Origin of the sequence: Phaeobacter sp. CECT 5382 (genome assembly GCF_001457775.1) — a bacterium.
Taxonomy (GTDB): domain Bacteria; phylum Pseudomonadota; class Alphaproteobacteria; order Rhodobacterales; family Rhodobacteraceae; genus Pseudophaeobacter.
Genome location: NZ_CYSG01000002.1, coordinates 182,619 through 202,206 on the forward strand (window position 1 = coordinate 182,619; position 19,588 = coordinate 202,206).

Annotated in this window: 20 protein-coding genes; 7 read left to right on the top strand and 13 right to left on the bottom strand. The window is 58.3% G+C overall.

Annotated elements, in window-relative coordinates:
• Window positions 1-56: 56 nt before the first annotated feature.
• Window positions 57-590, bottom strand: coding sequence for an invasion associated locus B family protein (locus PH5382_RS02825; protein WP_058332835.1), 534 nt, complete (start codon window positions 588-590; stop codon window positions 57-59).
• Window positions 591-761: 171 nt separating this feature from the next.
• Between PH5382_RS02825 and PH5382_RS02830 the strand changes: the two genes are divergently transcribed.
• On the top strand, window positions 762-1,760 hold the full coding sequence (locus tag PH5382_RS02830; protein ID WP_058332836.1) for an asparaginase: 999 nt from the start codon (window positions 762-764) through the stop codon (window positions 1,758-1,760).
• A gap of 82 nt (window positions 1,761-1,842) precedes the next feature.
• On the opposite strand, the gene PH5382_RS02835 is transcribed toward PH5382_RS02830, so the two are convergent.
• The 6 genes from PH5382_RS02835 to PH5382_RS02860 form a co-directional block, all read right to left on the bottom strand.
• Window positions 1,843-2,157, bottom strand: coding sequence for a YciI family protein (locus PH5382_RS02835; protein WP_058332837.1), 315 nt, complete (start codon window positions 2,155-2,157; stop codon window positions 1,843-1,845).
• Between the two features lie 28 nt (window positions 2,158-2,185).
• A complete protein-coding gene (locus PH5382_RS02840) occupies window positions 2,186-2,626 on the bottom strand; it encodes an SRPBCC family protein (RefSeq protein WP_231751778.1) in 441 nt (146 codons plus the stop codon).
• Window positions 2,623-2,958 carry an ArsR/SmtB family transcription factor gene (locus PH5382_RS02845; protein WP_058332838.1) on the bottom strand — a complete coding sequence of 112 codons (336 nt, stop codon included), beginning with the start codon at window positions 2,956-2,958 and terminating at the stop codon, window positions 2,623-2,625. Before PH5382_RS02845 ends, PH5382_RS02840 begins: the two co-directional genes overlap by 4 nt.
• A gap of 256 nt (window positions 2,959-3,214) precedes the next feature.
• Window positions 3,215-3,973, bottom strand: coding sequence for a TSUP family transporter (locus tag PH5382_RS02850; RefSeq protein WP_058332839.1), 759 nt, complete (start codon window positions 3,971-3,973; stop codon window positions 3,215-3,217).
• A gap of 5 nt (window positions 3,974-3,978) precedes the next feature.
• Window positions 3,979-4,869, bottom strand: a complete 891-nt coding sequence (gene serB, locus PH5382_RS02855; protein WP_058332840.1) for a phosphoserine phosphatase SerB — start codon at window positions 4,867-4,869, stop codon at window positions 3,979-3,981.
• Between the two features lie 94 nt (window positions 4,870-4,963).
• Window positions 4,964-6,007: an AI-2E family transporter gene (locus tag PH5382_RS02860; RefSeq protein WP_058332841.1), complete on the bottom strand. Its 1,044-nt coding sequence runs from the start codon at window positions 6,005-6,007 to the stop codon at window positions 4,964-4,966.
• A gap of 254 nt (window positions 6,008-6,261) precedes the next feature.
• Between PH5382_RS02860 and PH5382_RS02865 the strand changes: the two genes are divergently transcribed.
• From PH5382_RS02865 to PH5382_RS02875, 3 genes are all read left to right on the top strand, one after another.
• Window positions 6,262-7,407: a phosphoserine transaminase gene (locus PH5382_RS02865; RefSeq protein ID WP_058332842.1), complete on the top strand. Its 1,146-nt coding sequence runs from the start codon at window positions 6,262-6,264 to the stop codon at window positions 7,405-7,407.
• Window positions 7,408-7,553: 146 nt separating this feature from the next.
• A complete protein-coding gene (gene serA, locus PH5382_RS02870) occupies window positions 7,554-9,149 on the top strand; it encodes a phosphoglycerate dehydrogenase (RefSeq protein WP_058332843.1) in 1,596 nt (531 codons plus the stop codon).
• Between the two features lie 159 nt (window positions 9,150-9,308).
• The gene (locus tag PH5382_RS02875; protein WP_058332844.1) at window positions 9,309-10,040 is read left to right on the top strand and encodes a metallophosphoesterase family protein; all 732 of its coding nucleotides are present in this window, start codon (window positions 9,309-9,311) and stop codon (window positions 10,038-10,040) included.
• Between the two features lie 220 nt (window positions 10,041-10,260).
• Here the strand turns inward: PH5382_RS02875 and tdh are convergent, their stop codons facing one another.
• The 4 genes from tdh to PH5382_RS02895 form a co-directional block, all read right to left on the bottom strand.
• Window positions 10,261-11,319, bottom strand: coding sequence for an L-threonine 3-dehydrogenase (gene tdh / locus PH5382_RS02880; RefSeq protein WP_058332845.1), 1,059 nt, complete (start codon window positions 11,317-11,319; stop codon window positions 10,261-10,263).
• Complete coding sequence (locus tag PH5382_RS02885) at window positions 11,316-12,503, bottom strand: glycine C-acetyltransferase (protein ID WP_058332846.1); 1,188 nt, start codon at window positions 12,501-12,503, stop codon at window positions 11,316-11,318. Before PH5382_RS02885 ends, tdh begins: the two co-directional genes overlap by 4 nt.
• A 132-nt stretch (window positions 12,504-12,635) precedes the next feature.
• Window positions 12,636-13,301 (bottom strand): NYN domain-containing protein, encoded by a 666-nt coding sequence (locus PH5382_RS02890; protein ID WP_082645546.1) that lies wholly within the window; start codon window positions 13,299-13,301, stop codon window positions 12,636-12,638.
• An 89-nt stretch (window positions 13,302-13,390) separates the two neighbouring features.
• Window positions 13,391-13,957 carry a helix-turn-helix domain-containing protein gene (locus tag PH5382_RS02895; RefSeq protein ID WP_058332847.1) on the bottom strand — a complete coding sequence of 189 codons (567 nt, stop codon included), beginning with the start codon at window positions 13,955-13,957 and terminating at the stop codon, window positions 13,391-13,393.
• Window positions 13,958-14,089: 132 nt separating this feature from the next.
• Here PH5382_RS02895 and PH5382_RS02900 point away from each other — a divergent pair, with 132 nt between their 5' ends.
• A complete protein-coding gene (locus tag PH5382_RS02900) occupies window positions 14,090-15,265 on the top strand; it encodes an acetyl-CoA C-acyltransferase family protein (RefSeq protein WP_058332848.1) in 1,176 nt (391 codons plus the stop codon).
• Window positions 15,266-15,383: 118 nt separating this feature from the next.
• On the opposite strand, the gene ubiB is transcribed toward PH5382_RS02900, so the two are convergent.
• Together ubiB and ubiE are read right to left on the bottom strand one after the other, a co-directional pair.
• The gene (gene ubiB / locus PH5382_RS02905) at window positions 15,384-16,910 is read right to left on the bottom strand and encodes a 2-polyprenylphenol 6-hydroxylase (protein ID WP_058332849.1); all 1,527 of its coding nucleotides are present in this window, start codon (window positions 16,908-16,910) and stop codon (window positions 15,384-15,386) included.
• Window positions 16,911-16,913: 3 nt separating this feature from the next.
• A complete protein-coding gene (gene ubiE, locus PH5382_RS02910) occupies window positions 16,914-17,666 on the bottom strand; it encodes a bifunctional demethylmenaquinone methyltransferase/2-methoxy-6-polyprenyl-1,4-benzoquinol methylase UbiE (RefSeq protein ID WP_058332850.1) in 753 nt (250 codons plus the stop codon).
• A 95-nt stretch (window positions 17,667-17,761) separates the two neighbouring features.
• Here ubiE and mutM point away from each other — a divergent pair, with 95 nt between their 5' ends.
• Both mutM and PH5382_RS02920 read left to right on the top strand, forming a co-directional pair.
• On the top strand, window positions 17,762-18,613 hold the full coding sequence (mutM, locus tag PH5382_RS02915; RefSeq protein WP_058332851.1) for a bifunctional DNA-formamidopyrimidine glycosylase/DNA-(apurinic or apyrimidinic site) lyase: 852 nt from the start codon (window positions 17,762-17,764) through the stop codon (window positions 18,611-18,613).
• 64 nt (window positions 18,614-18,677) lie between these two features.
• Window positions 18,678-19,454: an enoyl-CoA hydratase gene (locus PH5382_RS02920; protein ID WP_058332852.1), complete on the top strand. Its 777-nt coding sequence runs from the start codon at window positions 18,678-18,680 to the stop codon at window positions 19,452-19,454.
• The last annotated feature ends 134 nt before the right edge of the window (window positions 19,455-19,588 follow it).

Genomic DNA, 19,588 nt, shown 5'->3' on the forward strand with positions numbered 1-19,588 from the left:
CCGACCGATTGGCCGGGGTAAATAATCGCTCTCAGGTGCTGCAAACTGTTGGGTGATCAACCGCCGCAGCGTTTTTCGGCGTCTTCGATGGCGGCAGTGAAGCCAAGCAGTGAAAAGGCATCTTTGGTCTGGGTGCCCCGTGCTGAGCGTGCTGTCAGCACAGCACTTGATCCACGCTTCATCGCGGTGATGATCTTGGCATCGTCAGCAGCCGTGGCAGGCCAGGCCCATTCGCCCTCGGTGAAGAGTTCGAATTCTGCCTCACCGATGGTCATATTGACGGTGGATCCGGGTGCAAAGGGATAGCCCCCGGTAAAGGTCACCTGACCTTTGGCGCCATTGTCCGGGCGATAAAATACAAAGAGCTGAATCTCGCTGCGGCGCACGGCGACGACGCGGCCATCCCGCGTGTTGACGCTTTCCTTGGGTGCAGAAACGCCCCAACATTCTTTCGGGCTTTCACCCTGAAAGACGCTCCAATCCACATTGGCACCGACGCGGTTGTCGGTTGTGGTTTGTTGCGCGGTTGCAGATGTGGCCATAGCGGCCAGACACAGGCCCGCGACCATGCGGACAAGTTTCGATGCCATTTGTCCCGACTCCAAGACTGTCTTTACCTCAATTTCCAGAGAGCGGGCGGCGTTTAGACCGCCGTCTGTGCCTGATGCTCTCGCTTGCCTTACACAAGCACACTAACGTATCAAGCGCTACGGGCGAAAGTGCGTTTTGGCAGGATTTCGCCACTAAAAGAGGCTGAAACTATGACGAAACCGGTTCCAATGGCTGAGATCTGGCGTGGCGCCCTGCTGGAAAGCCTGCATCTGGGGCATGCTGTCATCTGTGATGACACAGGTCAGATCATCCGAAGCTGGGGTGATCCGGAGGCCCTGATCTATCCGCGCAGCTCTGCCAAAATGATCCAGGCCTTGCCGCTTTTGACCTCTGGTGCGGCGGCCAAATACGGTCTCACATCCGAACAGCTGGCACTGGCCTGTGCATCGCATAACGGTGCGCATATCCACACGGATCGCGTCAACGACTGGCTGGGGCAACTGGGGCTGGCGGACGATGATTTCCGCTGTGGCCCGCAGGAGCCTGCGGATATTCCGGCGCGCAATGAGCTGATCAAGACCGATGCGAGCCCCTGTCAGGTGCATAACAATTGCTCTGGTAAACACGCAGGGTTTCTAACTCTGGCGCAGCATCTGGGTGCCGGGCCGGAATATGTCGAGATGGACCATCCGGTGCAGCAGGCCTGCCTTACGGCTTTTGAGGAGGTCACGGGCATGGATAGCCCGGGCTACGGTATTGATGGTTGTTCGGCGCCGAATTTTTCCACCACAGTGCACGGGTTGGCGCGGGCGATGGCCTGGTTTGCCTCGGCCGGGGATCGCGCGGATCGGGCATCGGATGCGGCTGCACAGCTGGTCTCAGCGATGGCGACACATCCTGAACTGGTGGCGGGCGAAACCCGTGCCTGTACAAATCTGATGCGTGCCATGGGCGGCAAGGTCGCGGTGAAAACCGGGGCCGAAGCAGTCTTTATCGCCATTATCCCAGAGAAAAAGCTGGGTGTGGCGCTGAAAATCACCGATGGGGCCACCCGCGCCAGCGAATGTGCCATCGCGGCAATTCTGGTGGGCTTGGGCGTTTTGGATGCGGACCACCCTGAGACACGTAAGTATTTTAACGCGCCTCTGATCAATCGCCGGGGCATTGATTGCGGATCCCTGCGTCCAAGCGCCGAGATGCTGTTCTGATCGGTTCCGATCAATGTAGGATCAAAACGCCCGCGCTCTGAACAGAGGCAGGCGTTTTTTCGTTCTGGATTGCGTCGCGCTGCTACATTGCGACCAGTTCTGCGACCTCGACGGTGCCATGGCCGCTGACCACCATGGGGCAGCCCGTGGCCATCTTGCAGGCTGCGGCCTGATCGCTGGCCTCTACCACCGAATATCCCGACAGCGGGTTGGCGCCGCCATCATCCGTGATGCCGCCTGTGCTGACCGTTTTGGACAGGCCAACGGGGTTGCCTGGCACTACTAGCGCGTCTCCCATGGAGCCCAGCCAGGATTTCCAGGCTTCCATGACGGCCGCGCCGTCTTCGGCGTTCTCGGGGGTCTTGCCGCCATGATAGGCAAAAATGAACTGTGGCATCTCGATCTCCTTGCTGGTGGTTGGGTTTTCAGTCGATCTTGCTGGCTAGTTTGTTGAGCGTGGAGGTCCAGCCTTTAGCGTGGCTTTCGGCCAGTTCTGGCGTCGGCAGATCCTGGTGATTGATCCGCAGCCTGGCCCCGGTCCCGTCGGGTTCGATGGTAAAGTTGACATGGCTTTCTGGGCCGCGAGCGCCGCTTTCGTCGTGCCAGGCCCAGGTGAAGCCGACCGAGCGCGGCGGGGTCACATGGGTGACATGACCAGACACATGGTATTGTTGCCCTTCTGCGCCGCGCATCTTGGCGAAATAGGCGCCGGTGCGGGTAAGATCGAGCGCATGGTCATAGACATCGATGCCTTCGGGGCCCCACCATTGCAGCAGCTTGTCAGCCTGGGTGATCCAGGCGAACAGACGTTCGGGGCTGACTGGAAAGACGCGGTCCAATTGCACAGCAGTCAAAACATCGCTCATTTAAAATCCTCCGGGTTCATATCTTCACGTAGCGCGACCTCAAGCCGATCCAAGCTGCTGTCCCAGAAGGCGCGCCGCGACTGGGTCCAGTCGGCAATCAGTTGCAGGCTCTCGGGGCGGGCAGAATAAAGGCGTTTGGTGCCCTCGGCCCGCTGAGTAATGAGCCCGGCCTCGCGCAGGACTTTGAGGTGACGTGAAATCGCCGGGGCGGTGATGCTGGCCCCAGGCACCAGATCCCCAGCGGCAAGTTCGCCGTGGTCTATCAGTTGTTCAACGATGGCCATTCGGGTGCCGTCAGCGAGTGCGGAAAGCGTTTTTAACAGGGGTTTCATGGGCTAATAATTAACTCATGGGTTAATTAATGAAAGTGTTAAATTGGGAAATGTGCAAATTATCTAGTTAAGGCATTGGATTGGCAGCAAATTGTTATGGATTTCACGTACGTGTCAAAGCAATCAGAGGTACCTCTCTTCCCGCGTTGATCTTCCCGAGCTGAGCCGACACTGCGCTGATGTCCCCGCACAAGGTCCAGCACTGGACCGGCGATTCGGAAGTGGGGGGGGGCTAAAAAGGGTCTGGCCAAATAGCCTAGACCAGATCCCAGATCAGCTTTAGCGCCAGAATGAGCGAGGTCAGCACCAGCAGAGGCTTGATCAGGCGTGCGCCTTTGTTCAGGGCGAGCGTTGCCCCAACACGTGCGCCGGCAATCTGCGCTACACCCATCGCGAGCCCAGTGAACCACCAGGGGGTGGCGACCAGGGCAAAGGCACAGAGGGCTCCGGCATTGGAGGCAAAGTTTAGCAGTTTGGTATGGGCGGTGGCCCTGAGCACGCCGTATCCGGCAAGCGAAACGAAGGCGAGCATGTAAAAGCTGCCCGCTCCCGGCCCCAGTAGGCCATCATAGACGCCGCAAAGTGGCACCATGGTGGCGGCAAACAGTGCTGGTGACAGCCTGCGTGCCCGATCCAGATCCCCCAACCCTTTTTTGGTGGCAAAAAAGATCGCGATGCCGATCAGCAGCACCGGGAGGAATACCCGGATCCAATCGGTCGGCAACACGGTGATCAGCAGCGCACCAACAATCGAGGCAGCAAAGGCGATCAAAGCAGACCCCGCCTGCGCACGCAGATCGACATGGCCGCCTTTGGCATAGGCATGGGCCGCAGTGGCAGCACCAAACAGGCCCTGGATCTTGTTAGTGGCCAGTGCTGTGACCGGATTGGCCCCAGCCAGTAATAGAACCGGCACGGTGATCAAGCCACCGCCACCGGCCAGGGCATCGATGAACCCGGCGGCAAACCCTGCTGCCATCAACAGCAGCAGAGTCTCGATACCCACTTCGAGCATGCGGATTAATCCTTGGAATTGTTTTGAGAGAAATCGTCCTGGGCATAGCCCTGAATATAGAGCAGCGCAGTCAGGTCGCCGTGATTGATACGGATCTCGCATTGTGCTGCGACCGCAGGTTTTGCATGTAGCGCCACGCCTGCCCCCGCCCGCAGCAGCATGCCAAGATCATTTGCACCATCACCCACGGCAATCACGTCCGCCTCAGAGATGCCGAGACGGGCGCTGATCTGTTCCAGTGCTTCGACCTTGGCCTCGCGGCCCAGAATTGGGCGGGCGGCTTCGCCCGTCAGCTTGCCATCTGCCACCAGAAGCGTGTTGGCCCGGTTTTCGTCAAAGCCAAGCGTTGCGGCAACGCGGGCGGTAAAGGCGGTGAAGCCACCAGAAACCAGCGCCGCATAGGCGCCATCTGCCTTCATTGTGGAAAGCAGTGCAGGGCCACCAGGCATCAGGGTGATACGGTTGTCCAACACATCGCCGATGACAGTTTCCGGCAGGCCCTTCAACAGGCTCACGCGTTCGGTCAGGGCGCCGTTGAAGTCCAGCTCACCATTCATGGCGCGCGCAGTAATATCCTTGACCCGGGCGCCGACTCCAGCTTCTTCGGCCAGCTCGTCGATACATTCCTGCTGGATCATGGTGCTGTCCATATCAGCCAGAAGCATCTTTTTGCGCCGGTTGGCAGCGGGCTGCAGGACCAGATCCACGCCCAGCCCCTGCAGATCCTCCCAGACCTGCCACTGGTTTTCTGGCATGGCTGTCACCGAAAATTCTGCCGCCACATCCGGGGCCAACCAAAGGGCCTCGCTGCCACCCCAGGCATTGCGCAGGGATTCGACCAGAGCAGGTTCGACACAGGGTTTGGCAGGGTTGCAAAGCAGCGTGGCAATATACATCGGGGCAGGTCCATCTGGTGCTTGAGTTGCGCCCTCTTAGCGTTCTGACGGCGCAGGAGCCAGCCCCGATGGGCAGGTTGGTCCCGGATTGCGACTAGAGGTCGCCTTTTTCCGACATAAGCACCGCGATCCAGCGGGTGTTGGGAATTTCCGCCAAGATGATCATCACCATCGCAGTCAGCGGAACCGCCAGGATGGCACCGGTCATGCCCCAAAGCGTGCTCCAGACTGCAAGAGCAAGAAGGACGGTAAAGGGGCTGAGGTTGACGGAGCGGCCAAGGAATTTTGGTTCGATATAGTAGCCGACCGCCAGTTGCGGGATCATTAGCAATACCAGTGCCAATCCGGCCTGCAGAAAGGAGGTGAACTGAATGAGGCTCATGGTGACGGGAAAGATCACCGCAATGATTGAGCCGATATAGGGAATGTAGTTCAGCAGCCCGATGATGATGGCCCAGAACGCTGGGTGAGCAATGCCGAGGATCTTCAGAATGGCAAAGGAGACCAGCGCCAGGATCACATTGACCAGCGTTTTGGCGGCGAGATAGCTGCCGATCTTTTCGTTGATCTCGCGGGCCAGTTCCAGGGTGTGTTCAGCCTGTGCGTTGTCCTGAAAGGCACGGCGTGTCTTGTCTGGCAGGCTGTCGAGCTCGGCCAGAATGAAGACCGCATAAAGCGCAGCGGCCAGGATCACCGACCCCCCATTGCTGATGGTGGCCAGCGCTGTCGGCATAAGCGTCGTGGCGTCTATCATATCCAGCAAGCGTTCGCCAAGGTTGCCCCAGTTGGGTTCTTCTTTGATACCAATCCCGGTCAGAAACTTGCTTTGCAAGGCGTCGAAGTTTTCCGCATATGTTGGCAAGGCTGCCGAAAGGGTTGTGGCGCTGCTGGTAATAAAGGATCCAAGGATCAGAAACCCAAAGGTGCAGAGCACAAGCACCAACAGCCGACGCCAGTGCCGTGGCAGACGGCCAACGACCGGCACGGGCACTAGGGCTTCGGCGGCGGTGGTAAGGATATAGACGGCGATAACCCCAACCAACACTGGCAGAAGAATTGACTGTCCGGCCACCAGAAGCCAGCCCAACATCAGCATCAGGGCGAAGGAATAGGTCACCAGGGCCAGTCTGCCAGTCATAATACGCTCCGAATCAAACCTGCTGCGGACCAGAAACCACAGGAGCGGTGACGCGGCAATGGTTCGGCCGGATCTGGAAGTCCTTCAGGCAATGGTAAGGAAGTTTCCTTTAGGCGACGGTGCGTGTCGCAAAATTCGCCCAAAGCGGCGCTGGATGGCAATTTTGCAGCTTGTATACCCAGGCTGGTCACCCTAGCTCTAGCGGCGGGACACCCTTCCCCAACGAAGGGCAGATATCTGTAAGGATAGCATCTATGGCTACTCAGCAACCGGCTACGCGGCCGGCCAACCCGCGTTTTTCCTCTGGCCCCTGTGCCAAACCCCCTACATTCGAATTGTCCAAACTGGCCGACGCCCCCCTGGGTCGCAGCCACCGCGCAGCTGTTGGCAAAGCCAAGCTGAAGGATGCCATCGAAGGCACCCGCGAGATTTTGGGCATCCCCGCTGACTATCGTATTGGCATTGTTCCCGCGTCCGACACTGGCGCGGTTGAGATGGCCCTGTGGTCGCTGCTGGGTCAGCGCAAGGTCGAGATGCTGGCCTGGGAAAGCTTTGGCGCCGGCTGGGTTACCGATGTTGTCAAACAGCTGAAAATCGACGCCGAAGTGAAAACCGAGGATTACGGTAAGATCGTCGATCTGGCCTCGGTCGACTGCAACAACGATGTGGTCTTTACCTGGAACGGCACCACCGCGGGCGTTCGTGTTCCCAATGCCGACTGGATCGCCGATGACCGCGAGGGTCTGACCATTTGTGATGCCACCAGCGCTGCATTTGCGATGGACCTGCCCTGGGACAAGTTGGATGTGACAACATTCTCTTGGCAAAAGGTTCTGGGTGGCGAAGCGGCCCATGGTGTGATCGTGTTGTCACCCCGTGCGGTTGAGCGTCTGGAAAGCTACACCCCCGCCTGGCCCCTGCCAAAAATCTTCCGCATGACCAAAGGCGGCAAGCTGATTGAGGGTATCTTTACCGGTGCCACCATCAACACGCCTTCGATGCTGGCGGTTGAAGACTATCTGTTTGCGCTGGACTGGGCCCGCTCGGTTGGCGGCCTGAAAGGTCTGATCGCCCGAGCTGATGCCAATGCGCAGGCCGTGTTTGATTTCTGCGAGGCTAACGAGTGGATCGCGAACCTGGCGGAAGATGACGCGACGCGCTCCAACACTTCGGTCTGCCTGAAGTTCACAGATGCGCGCATTCAGGATGGCGCAGCCTTTGCCAAGGCCGTGGCCAAACGACTGGAAGCCGAGAACATCGCGTTGGACATCGGCGCCTATCGTGACGCGCCTGCCGGTCTGCGGATCTGGTGTGGTGGCACAGTGGAAACCGCTGACATCACAGCAATGCTGCCCTGGCTCGCCTGGGCCTTTGAGGCCGAGATCGCCGCACAGGCCTGATCTAAGAGCTGATCCAATTGCCCGGCTGACAGGCCGGGCAGCGCCCGACCCTCCCCACGGGAGGGCGCTTCGCACCCACCCAGGGTCGAGCGCTCCCCTACTTCGATTTCGGCCCCAAGAGGCCCCCGATTAAAAGGACCACAAACATGGCTCCCAAGGTACTCATCTCCGACAAACTCTCCGAAGCCGCCGTGCAGATCTTTCGCGATCGCGGCATTGATGTCGATTTCCAGCCTGACCTGGGCAAAGACAAAGACAAGCTGGCCGAAGTGATCGGCCAGTATGATGGTCTGGCGATCCGCTCGGCGACCAAGGTGACAGACAAGATCCTCGCCAATGCGACCAATCTCAAAGTTATCGCCCGCGCCGGCATCGGCACTGACAACATCGACAAGGAAGCCGCGTCGAAAAAAGGTGTGATCGTGATGAACACACCCTTTGGCAACATGATCACCACCGCTGAACACGCAATTGCGATGATGTTCGCTGTGGCGCGGCAGGTTCCTGAGGCCTCGGCTTCGACCCATGCGGGCAAATGGGAAAAGTCCAAATTCATGGGCACCGAGCTGACCAACAAAACGCTGGGTGTCATTGGTGCCGGCAATATCGGTGGCATCGTTTGCGACCGTGCCCGTGGCCTTAAGATGAAGGTTGTGGCCTATGACCCCTTCCTTAGCGAAGAGCGGGCTGCCAAAATGGGCGTGGAAAAGGTTGAGCTGGACGAGCTTCTGGCTCGCGCTGATTTCATCACCCTGCACGTGCCGCTGACCGACCAGACCCGCAACATCCTGTCGCGCGAAAACCTCGCTAAGACCAAAAAGGGCGTGCGCATCATCAACTGTGCCCGTGGTGGTCTGGTGGATGAAGTAGCCCTGGCCGAAGCCCTGAAATCTGGCCATGTTGCCGGTGCGGCCTTTGACGTGTTCAGCGAAGAGCCCGCCAAGGAAAACGCCCTGTTCAACCTGCCCAACGTGGTCTGTACGCCTCACCTGGGCGCTGCCACCACTGAAGCACAGGAAAACGTTGCCCTGCAGGTGGCCGAGCAGATGTCGAACTATCTGCTGACCGGCGCCGTTGAAAACGCGTTGAACATGCCAAGCGTCACTGCCGAAGAAGCCAAGGTCATGGGCCCCTGGATCAAACTGGCCGAGCACCTGGGTGCTTTTGTCGGCCAGATGACGGATGAGCCGATCAAGGCGATCAACATCCTCTATGATGGTGTCGCAGCGGACATGAACCTGGACGCGCTGAACTGCGCCGTGGTTGCCGGCATCATGAAAAAGGTGAACCCGGATGTGAACATGGTGTCCGCACCGGTGGTCGCCAAGGAACGCGGCATTCAGATCTCGACGACCAATCAGGACAAGACCGGCACATTTGATGGCTACATCAAGGTGACCGCCGTGACTGAAAAGCGCGAGCGTTCGGTTGCGGGCACTGTGTTCTCGGATGGCAAGCCGCGGTTCATCCAGATCAAGGGCATTAATATCGACGCCGAAGTGGGCGCGCATATGCTTTACACCACCAACAATGACGTTCCGGGCATTATTGGTTCGCTGGGTCAGACCATGGGTGAGCACGGCGTCAACATCGCCAACTTTACTCTGGGCCGGGCCGCTGCCGGTGGTGAAGCCATCGCGCTCTTGTATGTGGATGAGCCAGTGCCTGCGGATGCCCGCGCCAAGCTGGCCGAGACCGATCTGTTCAATCAGATCAAGCCACTGGAATTCGACGTCGTCTGATCCGGTTGCTGAACTAAATAAAGCTGAGGGGAGTTGCCATTGGCGGCTCCCTTTTTGTTTGCATCCCTTCGTGTGCGTCATGATGATGCGGGCGTGATGGTGCTTCCCAGACCTACGGCGATCAGGCACAAGGTTTGGGTAGAACGCAGGAGATTTCTCATGACCCAACCGATTTATGCCATTGGCGACATTCACGGCCAGTTGGAAAAGCTGCAAGCCGCGCTGGAGCTGATTGAGGCGGATGGCGGCCCGGATGCCCGCGTGGTTTTCTTGGGGGATTATACCGATCGCGGCCCGAATTCGTGCGGGGTGATCGATTTGCTTGCAGAGGGGCTGGCTGGGGGGCGTAATTGGGTCTGCTTGCGCGGTAACCACGACCGGATGTTTTCAATGTTCATCGAAGACTACCCACGCAATGACGATCGCCTGCTGGTAGGCTATCACTGGCTGCACGACCGTATCGGGGGGATCGAGACGCTCGAATCCTATGGTGTGGCGGTCCCTGAGGGCGCCCGCATTCATGACGTGCACGCAGAGGCCCGGTTGGCGGTCCCGCAGAATCACAGCACTTTTCTGGACGGTCTCGTGGATCATTACGAAGAGTCCGGCCTGCTATTTGTCCACGCAGGTATTCGCCCAGGGCTGTCGCTGGCAGAGCAGAGCCAAAACGACAAGCTGTGGATCCGACAGGAGTTCCTTCGGGATCAGACAGAGCACCCCTGGCTGGTGGTGCATGGCCACACCCAGATTCCGACGCCGGAACATCATGGCAATCGCGTCAACCTTGATTCGGGGGCAGGTTTTGGACGAGAGCTAACTGCGGCAGTGTTCGAAGAACGCAGCTGCTGGACCCTGCACCCAGAGGGTCGCAAGGCGCTCATTTCGAGCTAGCACACTGTGAAAAGATCATAAAAACAACTCATTGCCAATATTTGAATGTGTTCGTTTTACGAATTTCGCCTAAACTACACTTTAGGCGAGCAGTTTGGTGACGAGTTGCCTTGGTAGCAGAGAGCTGTTTTTCCCTCTGTCGTACTGTTGGTCTGTGTAACGAGTGGGCCTTGCTTTCTTCGTTGGCAGCAGGGCGTTTAGCAGAGTACTTGGTGCTGGGCTAAGTCCAGTCCAGCACCACCTTGCCGCTGTTTCCAGATTTCATTGCGGCGAAACCCTCAGCAAAATTTTCGATGTCAAAGCGGTGCGTGATCACAGGCGCGACGTTCAGACCGTTTTGCAGCATGGCAATCATCTTGTACCAGGTTTCAAAGATTTCACGCCCGTAGACCCCCTTGATGGTGAGCGCCTTGAACACGATGCGGCTCCAGTCTACCGGCGATTTTCCGGGGGGAATGCCCAGCAGGGCGATACGCCCCCCCATCACAAGCGCCTCGATCATCTGGTCCATTGCGGCCTGATTGCCGGACATCTCGAGCCCGACATCAAAGCCCTGGGTCATGCCGAGTTCGGCGATCACATCTTTCAGATCTTCTTGGGTGACATTGACGGGGCGCACATCGGCAACCTGTGCGGCCAACGCCAGACGTCCAGGGTTTACATCGGTGATCGCCACATGGCGCGCGCCCACATGCCGGGCCACTGCCGCCGCCATGATGCCAATGGGACCGGCGCCGGTAATCAATACGTCTTCGCCCACCAGATCAAAGCTGAGTGCGGTATGCACAGCATTGCCAAGCGGATCGAGTATTGCACCGATATCGTCGGAAATATCATCCGGCAGTGGCACCACGTTGAAAGCGGGAAGGCGCAGGTACTGTGCAAAAGCCCCCTGTTCGTTGACGCCAATGCCACGAGTTTCAGGGTCCAGATGGAACTTTCCGGCGCGGCTTTGGCGCGAATGATGGCCAATCAGATGCCCCTCTCCCGAACACCGCTGGCCGATTGCAAGGTCTGTCACATTCCGGCCCAGCTCGACAATCTCACCGGCAAACTCATGCCCGGTGATCAGTGGCACTGGCACTGTTTTCTGGGCCCAGGCATCCCAGTTCCAGATATGCACGTCGGTACCGCAGATGCCGGTCTTGTTCACTTTGATCAGAACATCATCTGGTCCGATCTCTGGTACCGGAGCCTGCACTTTCCAAAGGCCTTCGCGGGCGTGGCTTTTTTCCAGCGCGGTCATGGTGTTTGGTTTGGCAAAGGAGGTGGCGGTCATGAGATGACCCCCAGATCACGCCCAACCTTGCCAAAGGCCTGCAGGGCGCGCTCCAGTTCGGCCCGTGTCAGGGCGGCATTCATCTGGGTGCGGATGCGCGCCTGTCCGCGTGGCACCACGGGAAAGAAAAAGCCCGAGACATAGACGCCTTCGTCAAACAGCCGTGTGGCCATGTCTTGTGCGAGTTGCGCCTCTCCCAGCATCACGGGCACGATCGGATGTTCACCGGGCAACAGATCAAACCCGAGCGCTTCGAGCCCCGCGCGCCAGAAACGGGTGTTCTCAAACAGTTGGGCGCGCAGGTCTGCGCCTTCTTCGACCAGACGAATGGCCTCGATCCCGGCAGCAACGATTGAAGGCGGCAGCGAATTGGAGAACAAATAGGGCCGCGCCCGCTGCCGCAGCAGGTCGATCACTGGCTGCGGCCCGGCGATATAACCGCCGATGGCCCCCCCCAGTGCTTTGCCCAATGTTCCGGTGAGGATATCAACATCCACCCCAAAGTGATCCGGCGTCCCCGCCCCGTTTGGCCCCATAAATCCGGTGGCGTGGCAGTCATCCACCATCACCACGGCGTCGTATTTATCGGCCAGAGCGCGGATCTCCGGCAGTTTCGCCAGATAGCCGTCCATCGAGAACACCCCGTCGGTGGCGATCATGATATGGCGGGCGCCATCTTCGCGCGCCTGTTTCAACCAGGCCTCGAGGTCGTTCATATCGCTGTTGAGGTAGCGATAGCGCTTCGCCTTGCACAGGCGGACCCCGTCGATAATCGACGCATGGTTCAGGCTGTCGGATATGATCGCATCCTGTGGCCCCAAAAGCGGCTCAAACAGCCCACCATTGGCGTCAAAACAGGCCGCAAATAGAATGGCGTCGTCCTTGCCCAGAAACTTGGCCAGACGTTGCTCCAGCTCGCGGTGGATATCCTGGGTGCCACAGATGAAGCGGACCGAAGCCATGCCAAAGCCCTTGTCGTCCATGACGCTGCGCGCCGCTTTGATCAGATCGGGGTGATCTGCCAGACCAAGGTAGTTATTGGCACAGAGGTTGATGACCTCGCGGTCGCCAACAGTGATCTCGCCCCCTTGAGGGGAGGTGATCATTCGTTCCCGCTTGTACAGGCCATCGGCCTCAATCTGGGCCAGCGTCTCAGAGATGTCGTTCAGAAATGCAGTGCTCATGGCGGGAAACTCCTTATCCGTGGGATCGCATCTATCATAACGGATGTAATTCCCAAATAGGGGATTTCACTATCTCGGAAAAAAATCCGTGAAGATGGATTTTAGATGTCGATGCCCACCAAGGCGCGTTTTTCAGACCCCGGTCGAAAGGAACCTTACTTTTGCATGGGGACCTTTGGGGTCGAGCTCATACTTTCGTGGGTTTTGGCTCAAGTAACCCCGCCAGTTCTTGCTCTCCAGTGAGCTGATTTTAAAGCCATGTTGTTTAAACATGATCTGGCCCAGTGTCGTGATTTCTATACCGCTGCTGTTCTTGCTGTGGCTCTGGACAGCAGCACGGATCTTGAGATCGAGTGTTTTGGGGACAGGTGCTGTTGCCCCGTCACATGAGCTAGCCGAATTGTCGCCGAGCTCCCGGAACATGCTGCAGGCTTCGCGAAACATTTCTGGTGCCCTATGATCGCCTAACCCAAGGACAAATTTGCCTTGTTCCCGTAGTTTGAGTGCAAGATGAGTGAAATCGCTGTCTGAACTTACAAGTACGAAACTTCCAAAACCGTGCTGGTAAGACAGCTCTAGCGCTTCGATGGTCAGACACATGTCGGCGGAGTTCTTCCCGGTCCCAGAATGCACAAGCTTGAAGCCAGCAGCCTGCGCCCAGGCAGGCAGCCGGGTTGCGTTTCCATAGACACGCTGCACGCAGGAGGGGCCAATGCGCCGCGAATGGTCCAGAATTTCAGGCAGGGTGTCGAAGCTGATGTTTTCTCCGTCGATGAGGATAGCCATTTTTTCGGTCATGAATACACCTTGGTGGATTTTGCAATCCGTCGATGGTGCAGAAGGAATGCGGACTGAAAATGGCGATGATCAGCCTTGGGTTGATTTATTCAGGCATTTTTAACAATTAGAAACACCCGCGCCACGCCGGAGGGCGCGGTGATCGCGTGGCTGACATCGGCGGCATAGCGGGCGGTGTCACCGGCTTGCAGGACATCTTTTGCACTGCCGGATGTGACCTCGATCTCGCCTTCCAGCACCGTCAGCTGTTCCATGGCACCCCGGGTGTGGGGCTGGCTGGTCAGCGCACCCCCCTTGTCAAAGCGGATGTCATACACCTCGTGGCCGCCGGCCTCTTCTGGTGGCGACAGGATGCGGATGCGACAGCCTTCGCCGATGTTTTCGATCTTGGGCACGTCCACGGCGCGCAGCACTTCGATCCGGTCCTGCATGTCTCCTGCTTCCAGCAGCCCAGCAAAATCCACCTGCAGCGCGCGGGTGAGGTTCCAGAGTGTCGCAATGGTCGGAGAGCTCTCGCCGCGCTCGATCTGGCTCACCATTGAGCGGGAAACACCCGAGAGATTGGCGACCGCTTCAAGGGACAGTCCTTGGGCGCGGCGGGCCTCTTTCAGGCGGGCGGGGAGGAGTGTCAGGATATCATCTGGGTTTTCCGTCATAGCAGAAGTCCTGCGCGGCTTGAGACAAATTGTCAATGACGGGACGTCCACAGGCCCAGGGGCCAGACAGGGGCAGACAGGGCCATGCTGCGACTGCATAATGCGCGCAACTGACCCATGAGGAGAGAGATCATGACCGATATCGTCATTCTGGACGGCGCCCGCACTGCAATTGGCACCTTTGGCGGCGCACTTGCCAACACAGCCCCCATTGATCTGGCCACCACGGTCTCGAAGGCCGCGATGGAACGGTCTGGCGTGGCACCTGAACAGATCGGTCATGTGGTCTTTGGTCATGTGATCAACACTGAGCCGCGCGATATGTATCTGTCCCGCGTGGCAGCGATGCAGGCGGGTGTGCCCCATGGCACCCCGGCGATGAATGTGAACCGGCTGTGTGGTTCTGGCGCGCAGGCGCTGGTCTCGGGCATTCAGTCGCTGATGCTGAATGACGCGGATTTTGCCCTGACCGGTGGCGCCGAGAACATGTCGCGCAGCCCCTTTATCATGCAGCAGCAGCGCTGGGGCGCCAAGATGGGCGATGTCAAATCGCTCGATATGATGCTGGGCGCGCTGAACTGCCCATTCGGCACTGGCCATATGGGGGTGACGGCGGAAAACGTAGCGGACGAGCACGAGATCACCCGCGAACAGATGGATGAATTTTCCCTCGCCAGCCAGACCCGTGCGGCCGCGGCGATCGAGGCAGGCTATTTCCAAAGCCAGATCACCCCGGTTGAGGTCAAAGTAAAACGCGACATGGTGGCCTTTGAAGTGGATGAGCACCCCAAGGGCACCTCGATGGAGGCGCTGGGCGGTCTGCGGGCGGTGTTCCAGAAAGACGGGCGTGTCACGGCTGGCAATGCGTCTGGCATTAACGATGGGGCTGCCGCTCTGGTCATGGCGCGGGCTGACGCTGCCGAGAAGGCTGGGCTGAAACCAAAGGCGCGGGTTCTGGGCTATGCTCATGCCGGCGTGCGCCCCGAAGTCATGGGTATCGGCCCGGTGCCTGCGGTGCAGAACCTGCTGGCAAAAACCGGCCTCAAAGCCAGCGACTTTGATGTGATCGAAAGCAACGAGGCCTTTGCTTCGCAGGCTCTGGCGGTGAACAAGGAACTGGGGCTGGATCCGGCCAAGGTAAACCCCAATGGCGGTGCCATCGCGCTGGGCCATCCCGTTGGGGCCACGGGCGCCATCATCACCCTGAAGGCGCTGTATGAACTGGAGCGCACAGGCGGATCAAAAGCACTGATCACAATGTGCATTGGCGGCGGTCAGGGTATTGCGCTGGCGATCGAGCGTCTCTGAGCTTGTGACAGGAGGGGCTTTGCCCCTCTGACCCTATGGGTCACTCACCCCAAGGTATTGGCAACAAGATGAAAGGGCGTAGCGGGATGCTGCGCCCTTTTGCATGTTCAGATCCGGTTTAGAACAGATAGGTAAGAAGCACCGTGACGAGCGCGCCTGCTGCGGCCCCAAGGGCGGCGGCCCCTGTCCAGGCGCGCGCGCCGGGATCAGACGTGGGTTCCTGGGACTGGGCGACGAGAGCCTGTTCCATAAGGGCTGGCAGGCGTGGGCCGAACCGTGCCATGACCTTGGCGGTTTTCATCAGATCCGAAGCTATGGCGCGCGGGCCAATGCTTTTCTTGATGTAGTCCTCGACCACCGGGTGGGCCACTTCCCAGATATTGATATGCGGATCCAGAGAGCGGGCGACACCTTCGACAACCACCATGGTGCGTTGCAGTAGGATCAGCTCGGTCCGGGTTTCCATGCCAAAGCGCTCTGTCACCTCAAAGAGATAGTTCAGCAGGCTGCCCATGGAGATATGGCTGGCATCCATGCCAAAGATTGGTTCTCCGACGGCGCGAATGGCGCGGGCAAACTCATCGACGTCCCGGTCGGCAGGTACATAGCCAGCTTCGAAATGCACCTCGGCGACGCGTTTGTAATCGCGTTTGATAAAACCAAACAGTATCTCGGCGTAGACCCGGCGGGTGTATTCATCAATGTGCCCCATGATGCCAAAATCATAGGCGATGATATCGCCATTGGCGGCCACCTTCAGATTGCCCTGGTGCATGTCGGCGTGGAAATAGCCGTCGCGCAGCGCATGGCGCAAGAACAGCGACAGGACCTGTTCGCCCAAGGCCCGCCGGTCATGGCCCGCAGCATCCAGTGCCGCATTATCGCCCAGTGCCACGCCATCTGCCCAATCCAGCGTCATCACCCGGCGGGCGGAGGCCTCCCAGCGGATCCTTGGCAGCTGAAAGCCTTCGTCATCGACGGTGTTGGCGGCAAATTCCGAAGCAGCAGAGCTTTCAAGCCGTAGGTCGAGTTCGCCCTGCACCACACCGTCAAAATGTTCGATCACCTCCATGGGGCGCAGGCGGCGCGCACCGGGGGCAAAGAGATCAACGATGCGGGCGGCAAAATAGAACGCGTCCACGTCCTTGTTAAAGGCGCGTTCAATGCCGGGACGCAGAACCTTGACGGCCACATCGTCACCGGATTCCGTCAAACGAGCGCGATGCACCTGCGCAATCGAGGCGGCGGCGATGGGTTCGCTGAACTCAGAAAAAACAACGTTTAGCGGGCGACCCAGTTCTTTTTCGACCTGAAGCATCGCCTCGGCGCGTGAAAAGGGCGGCAGCTGATCCTGCAACACGCGTAGCTGCTGCGCTAGTTCTTCGCCAACCACATCGGGGCGGGTCGATAGTACCTGGCCGAATTTGATATAGGCAGGCCCCAGCGCCGTCAGCGCACGGGTGGCGGGCGGCATGGCGGGGTCGCCCTTGTAGCCTAGCCATTTGAAGGGCCAGCCCATTGTATGAGCGAGGATACGCAGCGGTTTGGGGGCCTCAAAGGCATCCAGAACCAGGTTCATCGCGCCAGTGCGCTCAAACGTGGCGCCAGTGCGGATCAAACGGATGATGTTATGTGGGCCGCGCATTCTCTAGATTTTCCAGCCAGAGTGCAGTGCTGCGATGCCAAGTGACAGGTTGCGGTACTTGGCATTGGCAAAGCCCGCGGTTTTGACCATCTGCAAAAAGGTTTCCTGATCGGGGAAGTTGCGGATCGATTCCACCAGATACTGATAGCTGTCGTAGTCATTGGCAATGAGCTTGCCCATACGGGGGATCACGTTGAAGCTATAGAGATCATAGAGCTTCTGCATGCCATCATTGGGAAGTTGCGAGAACTCCAGTACCATTAGGCGGCCGCCGGGTTTCAGCACGCGATAGGCCTCGTTCAGGGCTTCTTGTGGGCGGGTGACGTTCCGGATGCCAAAGGAGATGGTATAGACGTCAAAGGTATTATCCTTGAAGGGCAGGGCCATAGCGTCACCGGTGACCCAGTCGAGGCTGTCTGCCATCTGTTCGGCCTCAGCGCGTTTGCGCCCTTCGATCAACATCGGCGCAGTTAGATCCAATACTGTGGAATGGCCATGTCCGGCGCGTTTCAGAAAGCGGAAGGAAATATCGCCGGTGCCGCCTGCCACATCCAGAAGGCGCTGGCCGGGGCGGGGTGCGAGCCAATCCATCATCGCGTCTTTCCAGACCCGGTGGATACCCATGCTCATGACATCATTCATGACGTCATATTTTGAGGCCACCGAATTGAAGACACCCTGTACCCGACCCGCCTTTTCGTGTTCGGGGACGGTTTCAAAGCCAAAATGGGTGGTGCTGTCTGATCTATCGCTCATGTGGCTTGCCGTTTTCTAAGGATCGCCCCACTTATAGGACGTTGGAGGGCAGGTACAATGTGGCCCTTATGTCATAAACCGTTAGGAGCGATGTAATGCCTGAATTGCCTGAGGTCGAGACCGTGATGCAGGGATTGCGCCCGTCGATGGAGGGTGCGGTGATCGCCAGGGCCAACGTCAATCGTCCCGATCTGCGCTGGCCTTTCCCAGAGCGCATGGCCGAGCGGTTGACCGGCGCGCAGGTGGTAGCACTGCGGCGGCGGTCAAAATACATCCTGGCAGAGCTGGACCGGGGCGAGACCCTGCTGATCCATCTGGGCATGTCCGGGCGAATGACGGTTTCGGGCGACCCCCTTGGACAATTCGTGCATGATCACCCGCAGGCGGAAAAACACGACCACGTGGTCTTTGATATGAAGAACGGCGCGCGGGTCACCTTCAATGATCCGCGCCGCTTTGGGGCGATGGATCTGATCGACACTTCTGGGCTGGCGGAGCACAAATTGCTCAAGGTGCTGGGGCCGGAACCTTTGGGCAATGATTTTCACGAAGATCACCTGATCGCCGCCTTCAAGGGCAAGAACTCTCCGGTGAAATCGGCGCTGCTGGATCAGGGAATCATTGCTGGTCTTGGCAATATCTACGTTTGCGAAGCTCTGTTTCGGGCGGGAATTTCACCAAAACGAAAAGCAGGGCAACTCTCTGCCGCGCGGGTTTCTGCCCTGGTTCCGATCATTCGACAGGTGCTCCGCGATGCCATTTCAGCGGGTGGATCATCCCTAAAAGATTTCCGCCAAGCTAATGGAGAACTTGGATATTTTCAGCACAGCTTTGACGTTTATGGCCGCGAGGGGGAACCCTGTCGGCGCACGGGCTGTGCAGGCTCTATTGCCAGAATCACCCAGTCGGGGCGATCCTCCTTCTATTGTGGCAAGTGCCAAAGATAGCTTGAATGCGATATTTCTCGTGGTAATGACTCGTTTCTGAATGGAACAATGAAAGCAAGAAATCATGGCCTATGAGACGATCAACGTCGAAGTGCAGGACCACGTTTGCCTTATCAAACTGCATCGCCCCGAGGCGTTGAACGCGCTCAATGCAGAGCTTGTGAATGAACTGTGCACGGCCCTGGAAGAAGCCGATAGCAGCGACAAGGTGCGCTGCATTGTGCTGACCGGTTCGGAAAAGGCCTTTGCGGCTGGCGCCGACATCAAAGAAATGTCCGAGATGAGCTTCACGGACGTCTACACAACCGATCTTTTTGCCCAGGTGAATGACCGTATCGGGGCAATCCGCAAGCCGATCGTTGCCGCTGTGGCAGGCTATGCGCTGGGCGGCGGTTGCGAGCTGGCGATGCTTTGTGATTTCGTCATAGCAGCCGAGACCGCCAAGTTCGGTCAGCCCGAGATCAATCTGGGCGTGGTTGCCGGTATCGGTGGCACTCAGCGTTTGACACGCTTTGTGGGTAAGTCGAAATCCATGGACATGAACCTCACCGGTCGTTTCATGGGCGCCGAAGAGGCCGAGCGCGCCGGGCTGGTGTCCCGCGTGGTTCCCGCCAAAAAGCTGATCGAAGAAGCCATGGGCGCGGCGCAGAAGATCGCCGAGAAATCCCTGCTGACTGCTATGGCCGTCAAAGAATCGGTGAACCGCAGCTATGAGCTGCCTTTGAACGAAGGCCTGCTGTTTGAGCGCCGGGTCTTTCATTCGATGTTTGCCACCGAGGATCAGAAAGAGGGCATGGCTGCCTTTCTGGAAAAGCGCGAAGCACAGTTCCGCGATAAATAAGACGACGAGGGCGTACTTAAGTCAGGGCCCTTGGATAGGTGGTCCTGACGTCTTCACTGAGGTTTGGCAACTTTTGTGAGGATCACAAACGGTCCTTTGGTAATTCCCTTGCATATTTCAGGGAGCCGCTATAA

Coding starts and splice junctions, on each gene's coding strand:
- PH5382_RS02825 (WP_058332835.1), bottom strand. CDS start 590: ATGGCATCGAAACTTGTCCGCATGGTCGCGGGCCTGTGTCTGGCCGCT.
- PH5382_RS02830 (WP_058332836.1), top strand. CDS start 762: ATGACGAAACCGGTTCCAATGGCTGAGATCTGGCGTGGCGCCCTGCTG.
- PH5382_RS02835 (WP_058332837.1), bottom strand. CDS start 2,157: ATGCCACAGTTCATTTTTGCCTATCATGGCGGCAAGACCCCCGAGAAC.
- PH5382_RS02840 (WP_231751778.1), bottom strand. CDS start 2,626: ATGAGCGATGTTTTGACTGCTGTGCAATTGGACCGCGTCTTTCCAGTC.
- PH5382_RS02845 (WP_058332838.1), bottom strand. CDS start 2,958: ATGAAACCCCTGTTAAAAACGCTTTCCGCACTCGCTGACGGCACCCGA.
- PH5382_RS02850 (WP_058332839.1), bottom strand. CDS start 3,973: ATGCTCGAAGTGGGTATCGAGACTCTGCTGCTGTTGATGGCAGCAGGG.
- serB (WP_058332840.1), bottom strand. CDS start 4,869: ATGTATATTGCCACGCTGCTTTGCAACCCTGCCAAACCCTGTGTCGAA.
- PH5382_RS02860 (WP_058332841.1), bottom strand. CDS start 6,007: ATGACTGGCAGACTGGCCCTGGTGACCTATTCCTTCGCCCTGATGCTG.
- PH5382_RS02865 (WP_058332842.1), top strand. CDS start 6,262: ATGGCTACTCAGCAACCGGCTACGCGGCCGGCCAACCCGCGTTTTTCC.
- serA (WP_058332843.1), top strand. CDS start 7,554: ATGGCTCCCAAGGTACTCATCTCCGACAAACTCTCCGAAGCCGCCGTG.
- PH5382_RS02875 (WP_058332844.1), top strand. CDS start 9,309: ATGACCCAACCGATTTATGCCATTGGCGACATTCACGGCCAGTTGGAA.
- tdh (WP_058332845.1), bottom strand. CDS start 11,319: ATGACCGCCACCTCCTTTGCCAAACCAAACACCATGACCGCGCTGGAA.
- PH5382_RS02885 (WP_058332846.1), bottom strand. CDS start 12,503: ATGAGCACTGCATTTCTGAACGACATCTCTGAGACGCTGGCCCAGATT.
- PH5382_RS02890 (WP_082645546.1), bottom strand. CDS start 13,301: ATGACCGAAAAAATGGCTATCCTCATCGACGGAGAAAACATCAGCTTC.
- PH5382_RS02895 (WP_058332847.1), bottom strand. CDS start 13,957: ATGACGGAAAACCCAGATGATATCCTGACACTCCTCCCCGCCCGCCTG.
- PH5382_RS02900 (WP_058332848.1), top strand. CDS start 14,090: ATGACCGATATCGTCATTCTGGACGGCGCCCGCACTGCAATTGGCACC.
- ubiB (WP_058332849.1), bottom strand. CDS start 16,910: ATGCGCGGCCCACATAACATCATCCGTTTGATCCGCACTGGCGCCACG.
- ubiE (WP_058332850.1), bottom strand. CDS start 17,666: ATGAGCGATAGATCAGACAGCACCACCCATTTTGGCTTTGAAACCGTC.
- mutM (WP_058332851.1), top strand. CDS start 17,762: ATGCCTGAATTGCCTGAGGTCGAGACCGTGATGCAGGGATTGCGCCCG.
- PH5382_RS02920 (WP_058332852.1), top strand. CDS start 18,678: ATGGCCTATGAGACGATCAACGTCGAAGTGCAGGACCACGTTTGCCTT.